At 69.8% G+C, this 7,140-nt stretch carries 6 protein-coding genes and 1 pseudogene; 5 read left to right on the top strand and 2 right to left on the bottom strand.

Annotated elements, in window-relative coordinates; all coding sequences use genetic code 11:
* Positions 1-123: 123 nt before the first annotated feature.
* The 5 genes and pseudogenes from G3N62_RS15875 to fahA form a co-directional block, all read left to right on the top strand.
* Positions 124-369 (top strand): annotated as a pseudogene (locus G3N62_RS15875) (FAD-dependent oxidoreductase); the annotation flags it as partial.
* 27 nt (positions 370-396) lie between these two features.
* Positions 397-627: a DUF2783 domain-containing protein gene (locus G3N62_RS15870; protein ID WP_124669261.1), complete on the top strand. Its 231-nt coding sequence runs from the start codon at positions 397-399 to the stop codon at positions 625-627.
* Complete coding sequence (locus G3N62_RS15865; protein ID WP_124607844.1) at positions 624-1,985, top strand: MFS transporter; 1,362 nt, start codon at positions 624-626, stop codon at positions 1,983-1,985. Before G3N62_RS15870 ends, G3N62_RS15865 begins: the two co-directional genes overlap by 4 nt.
* Before the next feature lie 15 nt (positions 1,986-2,000).
* Positions 2,001-3,335 carry a homogentisate 1,2-dioxygenase gene (gene hmgA / locus G3N62_RS15860; RefSeq protein WP_059557283.1) on the top strand — a complete coding sequence of 445 codons (1,335 nt, stop codon included), beginning with the start codon at positions 2,001-2,003 and terminating at the stop codon, positions 3,333-3,335.
* Complete coding sequence (gene fahA, locus G3N62_RS15855; protein WP_034187226.1) at positions 3,332-4,636, top strand: fumarylacetoacetase; 1,305 nt, start codon at positions 3,332-3,334, stop codon at positions 4,634-4,636. Before hmgA ends, fahA begins: the two co-directional genes overlap by 4 nt.
* Before the next feature lie 64 nt (positions 4,637-4,700).
* Here the strand turns inward: fahA and G3N62_RS15850 are convergent, their stop codons facing one another.
* Entirely contained in the window at positions 4,701-5,861 is a 1,161-nt protein-coding gene (locus G3N62_RS15850; RefSeq protein ID WP_049033121.1) for an MFS transporter, read from the bottom strand.
* A 93-nt stretch (positions 5,862-5,954) separates the two neighbouring features.
* The gene (locus G3N62_RS15845) at positions 5,955-7,124 is read right to left on the bottom strand and encodes an MFS transporter (protein ID WP_124669260.1); all 1,170 of its coding nucleotides are present in this window, start codon (positions 7,122-7,124) and stop codon (positions 5,955-5,957) included.
* Between the last annotated feature and the right edge of the window lie 16 nt (positions 7,125-7,140).

Raw genomic sequence — 7,140 nt, 5'->3', positions numbered from 1 at the left:
GGCGGGCCTCGCGGGCCGATGCGGCGGAGATTTTCGCGCGCGGCGGCGAGCCGTGCGCAGCGCATGCGACGTTGACGTGCGTCAGGTCCGGCAAAGCATCATCGGGCGACAATCGGCCGCGCCGCGAAGGCCGTCGACGGCCTCGCGCTGCCGGTGCGGCCCGTGCTCGTCGTGCCGGCCGGTCATGCGCGGCCGGCGGCCGGCGTCGACGTCGTGGAGGACGTCGACGGGCTCGCCGCGCAACGCTACGACGCGCAGCCGGGCACCTTCTACCTGCTGCGTCCCGATCAGCACGTCTGCGCGCGCACGCGCACGCTCGACCGTCAGGCGATCGCCGACGCGCTGGCGCGCGCGACCTGCGCACGCTGAATACGATAAAGACACCGGAGACCCGTCATGCCTTCATTCGACACCCGCCCGCGCCTGACCGACCCCGACGCGTTCTATGAAGCGCTGATCGACATGCATCGCGACTTGTCCGACAGCGACAGCCAGCTCGTCAACGCGAAGCTGATCCTGCTGCTCGCGAACCAGATCGGCGATGCCGACGTGTTGCGCGAAGCGATGGCGCTCGCGCGCCAGGGCGTGACGCCGCCCGTGCACCCGGCCGCCGAGGTGGCGCAATGAGCGCGGCGCCGGCCGACGCGCGCGTGCTCGAAGTCGAGCGCGTGATCGACGAGACCCATCGCCCGGGCTTTCACTGGATGCTGCTCGCGTTGTGCGGGCTGTGCCTCGTGATCGACGGTTTCGATGCGCAGGCGATGGGCTACGTGGCGCCGAGCGTGATCGCCGAATGGGGCGTGCCGAAGCAGGCGCTCGGCCCGGTGTTCAGCGCGAGCCTGTTCGGGATGCTGCTCGGCGCGCTCGGGCTGTCGGTGCTGGCCGACCGGATCGGGCGCCGCCCGGTGCTGATCGGCTCGACGCTGTTCTTCGCGGTGACGATGCTCGCGACGCCGTTTGCGGGTTCGATCCCGGTGCTGATGGCGCTGCGCTTCGTGACCGGGCTCGGCCTCGGCTGCATCATGCCGAACGCAATGGCGCTGGTCGGCGAGTTCAGCCCGGCCGCGCATCGCGTGAAGCGGATGATGATCGTGTCGTGCGGCTTCACGCTCGGTGCGGCGCTCGGCGGCTTCATCAGCGCCGCGCTGATTCCGGCGTTCGGCTGGCGTTCGGTGTTCTTCGTCGGCGGCGCGGTGCCGCTCGTGCTGACGATCGCGATGCTCGCGCGGCTGCCCGAGTCGCTGCAGTTCCTGGTGCTGAAAGGGCGCGTCGCGCAGGCGCGCGGCTGGCTCGCCCGATTCGCGCCGCAGGCCGGCATCGACGCGAACACGCGGCTCATCGTGCGCGAGCGCGCGGCGAGCGGCGCACCGGTCGCCGAACTGTTCAGCCACGGCCGCCTGCCGGTCACGCTGCTGCTGTGGGCGATCAGCTTCATGAACCTGATCGATCTGTATTTCCTGTCGAACTGGCTGCCGACCGTGATGCGCGACGCCGGTTATTCGCCGGGCACCGCGGTGATCGTCGGCACGGTGCTGCAGACAGGCGGCGTGATCGGCACGCTGTCGCTCGGCTGGTTCATCGAACGTCACGGCTTCGTGCGCGTGCTGTTCGTGTGCTTCGCCTGCGCGGCCGTGTCGGTGGGGCTGATCGGCTCGGTCGCGCACGCGCTGCCGTGGCTGCTGGTCGTCGTGTTCGCGGGCGGGTTCTGCGTGGTCGGCGGGCAGCCGGCCGTGAACGCGCTCGCGGGCCAGTATTACCCGACGTCGCTGCGCTCGACGGGCATCGGCTGGAGCCTCGGCATCGGCCGGATCGGCTCGGTGCTCGGGCCGCTCGTCGGCGGACAACTGATTGCGCTCAACTGGTCGAACGGCGCGCTGTTCCACGCGGCCGCGGTGCCCGTGCTGTGCTCGGCGCTGTTCGTCCTCGGGCTCGCGGGCGTAACGCGGCGCAACGGCGTGCAGGCGCCGACCGCCGCCACGAATTGAGGGAGAAAGGAAACGATGACGCTTGACCTGTCGAAACCGGCGAACGCCGGCTACCTGAGCGGTTTCGGGAACGAATTCGCCACCGAGGCACTGCCCGGCGCGTTGCCGCACGGCCGCAACTCGCCGCAGCGCGCGCCGTACGGGCTGTATGCGGAGCAACTGTCGGGCACCGCGTTTACCGCGCCGCGCGGCCACAACCGCCGTTCGTGGCTGTACCGCATCCGCCCGGCGGCCGTGCACCGGCCGTTCGAGCCGTACGCGGGCCCGCAGCGGCTCGTGGCGGAATTCGGCGATTCGGCCGACGTGCCGCCGACGCCGCCGAACCAGTTGCGCTGGGATCCGCTGCCGATGCCGGTCGAGCCGACCGATTTCGTCGACGGGCTCGTGACGATGGCCGGCAACGGCTCGGCCGCCGCGATGAACGGTTGCGCGATCCACCTGTACGCGGCGAACCGCTCGATGCGGGACCGCTTCTTCTACAGCGCGGACGGCGAGCTGCTGATCGTGCCGCAGCAGGGGCGGCTGCATATCGCGACCGAATTCGGCCGGGTCGACGTCGAGCCGTTCGAGATCGCGGTGATCCCGCGCGGCGTGCGTTTTTCCGTCGCGCTGCCGGACGGCGACGCGCGCGGCTATATCTGCGAGAACTTCGGCGCGCAACTGCGCCTGCCGGATCTCGGCCCGATCGGCTCGAACGGGCTCGCGAACCCGCGCGACTTCCTGACGCCGCAAGCCGCGTACGAAGACCGCGAAGGGGCGTTCGAACTGATCGCGAAGCTGAACGGCCGCCTGTGGCGCGCGGACATCGGCCATTCGCCGCTCGACGTCGTCGCGTGGCACGGCAACTACGCGCCGTACAAGTACGATCTGCGCCTGTTCAACACGATCGGCTCGATCAGCTTCGACCATCCCGATCCGTCGATCTTCCTCGTGCTGCAGGCGCAAAGCGACACGCCGGGCGTCGACACGATCGACTTCGTGATCTTCCCGCCGCGCTGGCTCGCGGCCGAGGATACGTTCCGCCCGCCCTGGTTCCACCGCAACGTCGCGAGCGAGTTCATGGGACTCGTGCACGGCGCGTACGACGCGAAGGCCGAAGGCTTCGTGCCGGGCGGCGCGAGCCTGCACAACTGCATGTCGGGCCACGGGCCCGACGCGGACACGTTCGAGAAGGCGTCCGCGAGCGACACGACGAAACCGCACAAGGTCGACGCGACGATGGCGTTCATGTTCGAAACCCGCACGCTGATCCGGCCGACGCGTTACGCGCTCGACACCGCGCAACTGCAGGCCGACTACTTCGAATGCTGGCAAGGCATCAAGAAACACTTCAATCCGGAGCAACGATGAGCGACACCCAAGACTGGCGCGCGACGCTCGACCCGGCTCGCAAGAGCTGGCTCGACACCGCGAACGATCCCGCCTGCGATTTCCCGATCCAGAACCTGCCGTTCGGGATCTTCAGCGATGCGCAGCAGCCGGCGCGTCGCGCGGGCGTGGCGCTCGGCGACCAGATCGTCGATCTCGCGGCGCTCGCGCGCGCGGGCCTCGTGACGCTGCCGGCCGGCGCCGACGCGTTCGCCGCGCCGACGCTCAATGCGTTCATCGCGCTCGGCCGCGACGCCTGGCGCGGCGTGCGCGTGCAGCTGTCGGGCCTGTTCTCGCGCGACAACGCGACGCTGCGAGACGACGCGGCGCTGCGCGCGCAGGTGCTCGTCGCGCAGCGCGACGCGACGCTGCATCTGCCGGTCGAGATTCCCGGCTACACCGATTTCTATTCGTCGAAGGAGCATGCGACCAACGTCGGCTCGATGTTCCGCGATCCGAAGAATGCATTGCTGCCGAACTGGTCGGAGATGCCGATCGGCTACAACGGCCGTGCGTCGTCGGTGGTCGTGAGCGGCACGCCGGTGCGGCGGCCGAACGGGCAACTGAAGCTGCCCGACCAGGAACGCCCGGTGTTCGGTGCCTGCCGCAAGCTCGACATCGAGCTGGAGACGGGCTTCATCGTCGGCCAGGGCAACGCGCTCGGCGAGCCGATCGCGTGCGAGGATGCGGAAGCGCATATCTTCGGGATGGTGCTGCTGAACGACTGGAGCGCGCGCGACATCCAGCAGTGGGAATACGTGCCGCTCGGTCCGTTCAACTCGAAGGGGTTCGCGACGACGATCTCGCCGTGGATCGTCACGCTCGACGCGCTCGAACCGTTCCGCACCGCGCAGCCCGAACAGTCGCCGCAGCCGCTCGCGTATCTGCGGCACGCGGGCCGGCATGCGTTCGACATCGCGCTCGAAGTGACGCTGCGTGCCGAAGGCGCGGCCGACGCGACGTCGATCTGCCGCACCAACTTCAAGCACATGTACTGGACGATGGCGCAGCAGCTCGCGCATCACACGGTCGCGGGCTGCAACACGCGCGTGGGCGACCTGATGGGCTCGGGCACGATCAGCGGGCCGACCAAGGATTCGTTCGGCAGCCTGCTCGAACTGACGTGGAACGGCAAGGAGCCGGTCGCGCTGAACGGCGGCGGCAGCCGGACGTACCTCGAGGACGGCGACGAGCTCACGCTCGCCGGGTGGTGCCAGGGCGACGGTTATCGCGTCGGCTTCGGCACGTGCGCCGGGAAGATCCTGCCGGCGCGCCACGCATAACGCGTCGCACGGCAAGACCGAACGGCCCGCATCGTGCGGGCCGTTGTCGTTTCGTCGATGCGGATCAGACCGCGCGTTGCAACGCGGCGCGGCGTTCCCACAGCGCGGCCGCGACGAACGCCGCGACGCAGGCGAGCAGCACGCCGACCAGCGCGTGGCTGCCCAGTTGCTCCATCAGCGCGCCGGCCACCAGCGGGCCGCCGAAGCTCGCGGCGCTCCACGATGCCGACACGAGCGAGCTCGCGGTGACGAGCGCCGCGCCGCGGAAGCGTTCGCCGCACGCGACGAGCGACAGCGTATAGATGCTGCCGGCCGCCGCGCCGAGCACGAACAGCAGCGGCCAGCACAGCCACGGATTCGCGATGACGAACGGCAGCAACGGCAGGCCGGCCAGCACGATCCAGCCGGCGCCGAGGTGTACGCGTTCGCGGCCGAGCCTGTCCGCGAGCCAGCCGATCGGAAACTGCATCGCGGTATCGCCGAACAGCATGATCGACGCGAGCAGCACGGCGGTCGCGCTCGCGACGCCGTGATCCATCGCATAGAGCGGCAGCAGCGACAGCGCGAGCGTGTCGAACAGCGCGAAGAAGCCGGTGCCGATGATCAGTGCGGGCATGCGCGGCAGCACGTCGAGCCAGCGGCCGTGCGCTGCGTGATGCGCGTCGTCGCCGGCGAGCGGGGCGCGCCGGATCGTCGCGAGCGTGGGCAGCGCGAGCAGGAACAGCGCGCCGCACAGCGCGAAGCGGATGCGCGTCGCGCCGGCGATCTGGCTCACGAGCACGGGGCCCGCCATCTGGAACAGCGTGAAATTGGTGGCGTAGATCGCGACGACGCGGCCGCGCGTCGCATCGTCGGCGAGCTGGTTGACCCACGCTTCGCCGATCGTGAACAGCAGCATCAGCGCGGCGCCGCACAGCACGCGCAGCGCGCCCCACACGATCAGGTTCGACGTGAACTGCATCAGCGCGGTGGCGGCCGCGAGCAGCACGACCGACACGACGATCGCGCGCCGCGAGCCGATATGCCGCGCGAGCGCGGTGACGAACGGGACGATCGCGAGGCCGCCGAGCGCCTGCGCGGCCGTCAGCATGCCGACGACGTTGGTGCCGTGCCCGGCTTCGGTCAGTGCGAGTGCGGTGAGCGGCAGCGTGGCGCCGGTGCCGAGGCCGACGACCGCGACGCTCAGGATCAGCGCGAGGAAATCGCGATTGAGAATGGCTTTCATCGGCCGGGATGCTACACCGCGGCCCTTGAAAGGTCCATGAAGGCCATCAGGATCGAATGGGGTTGTGTCCGCAACGATTGCGGCAGGGTTGCGTTATACGTAGTGGGTCGGCACCGCCACGGGGCGGCGTTCGAGCGATGCCGACCACAGCGTGAGCGCGAGCGCCGCGACGGCCATCGCGACCCCGACCCACGGCAGGTTCACGAGCGAGACGCCGGAGCCGATCGCCATCCCGCCGAGCCATGCGCCGGTCGCGTTGCCGAGGTTGAACGCCCCCTGGTTCAACGTCGACGCGAGATTCGGCGCGTCGCTCGCGCGATCGACGATCATGATCTGCAGCGGCGGCACGATCGCGAACGCGAGGATGCCCCACACGAAGATCGTCGCGAGCGCGGCGAACGGCACGTGCATCGTGCCCGCGAACAGCGCGAGGACGATGCCGATCAGCGTGAGCGTCGCGATCAGCGACGGCATCCGGCGCCAGTCGGCGAGCTTGCCGCCGAGCGTGCCGCCGACCGTCAGGCCGAGACCGAACAGCAGCAGCACGTAGGTGACCTGATGCGGCGAGAAGCCCGTCACGTCCTCGAGGATCGGCGTGATGTACGTGAACACGCTGAACAGGCTCGCGGATGCGAGCACGCTGATGCCGAGCACCATCAGCACCTGCGGGTGCTTCAGCACGCTGAATTCGCGCGTGATGCTGGTGTCGGGCATCGCGAGGTGCTTCGGCAGGCACACCGCGAGCGCGGCGGCCGCGACGATGCCGATGCCGGTGACGGCCCAGAACGTCGCGCGCCAGCCGAATGCCTGGCCGAGCGCGGTGCCGAGCGGCACGCCGAGCACGTTCGCGAGCGTGAGGCCGGTGAACATCAGCGCGATCGCCTGCGCGCGGCGGTTCGGCGCGACGAGGCTGCTCGCGACGACCGAGCCGATCCCGAAGAACGCGCCGTGGCAGAACGCGGTGACGACCCGCGCGGCCATCAGCACCGCATAGCCCGGCGCGATCGCGCAGAACAGGTTGCCGGCGATGAACAGCCCGATCAGGCCCATCAGCGCGCGCTTGCGCGGCATCTTCGCGGTGACGACCGCGAGGATCGGCGCGCCGATCGTCACGCCGAGCGCGTAGCCCGACACGAGCATCCCGGCGGCCGGAATCGACACACCGAGATCGCGCGCGACATTGGGCAGCAGCCCCATGATCACGAATTCGGTGGTACCGATTCCAAAGGCGGCGACGGCAAGGGCGAAAAGAGGCAAGGGCATCGCGGTAGGCTCGGGA

The organism is Burkholderia sp. Tr-20355 (assembly GCF_017104685.1).
Taxonomy (GTDB): Bacteria; Pseudomonadota; Gammaproteobacteria; order Burkholderiales; family Burkholderiaceae; genus Burkholderia; species Burkholderia seminalis.
The sequence above is the reverse complement of the archived record's forward strand: the minus strand, read 5'-3'. Positions and strand labels throughout refer to the sequence as shown.

Excerpts from the sequence above, each read along its gene's own strand:
- G3N62_RS15870 (WP_124669261.1), top strand. The coding sequence starts at position 397 with ATGCCTTCATTCGACACCCGCCCGCGCCTGACCGACCCCGACGCGTTC.
- G3N62_RS15850 (WP_049033121.1), bottom strand. The coding sequence starts at position 5,861 with ATGAAAGCCATTCTCAATCGCGATTTCCTCGCGCTGATCCTGAGCGTC.
- fahA (WP_034187226.1), top strand. The coding sequence starts at position 3,332 with ATGAGCGACACCCAAGACTGGCGCGCGACGCTCGACCCGGCTCGCAAG.
- G3N62_RS15865 (WP_124607844.1), top strand. The coding sequence starts at position 624 with ATGAGCGCGGCGCCGGCCGACGCGCGCGTGCTCGAAGTCGAGCGCGTG.
- G3N62_RS15845 (WP_124669260.1), bottom strand. The coding sequence starts at position 7,124 with ATGCCCTTGCCTCTTTTCGCCCTTGCCGTCGCCGCCTTTGGAATCGGT.
- hmgA (WP_059557283.1), top strand. The coding sequence starts at position 2,001 with ATGACGCTTGACCTGTCGAAACCGGCGAACGCCGGCTACCTGAGCGGT.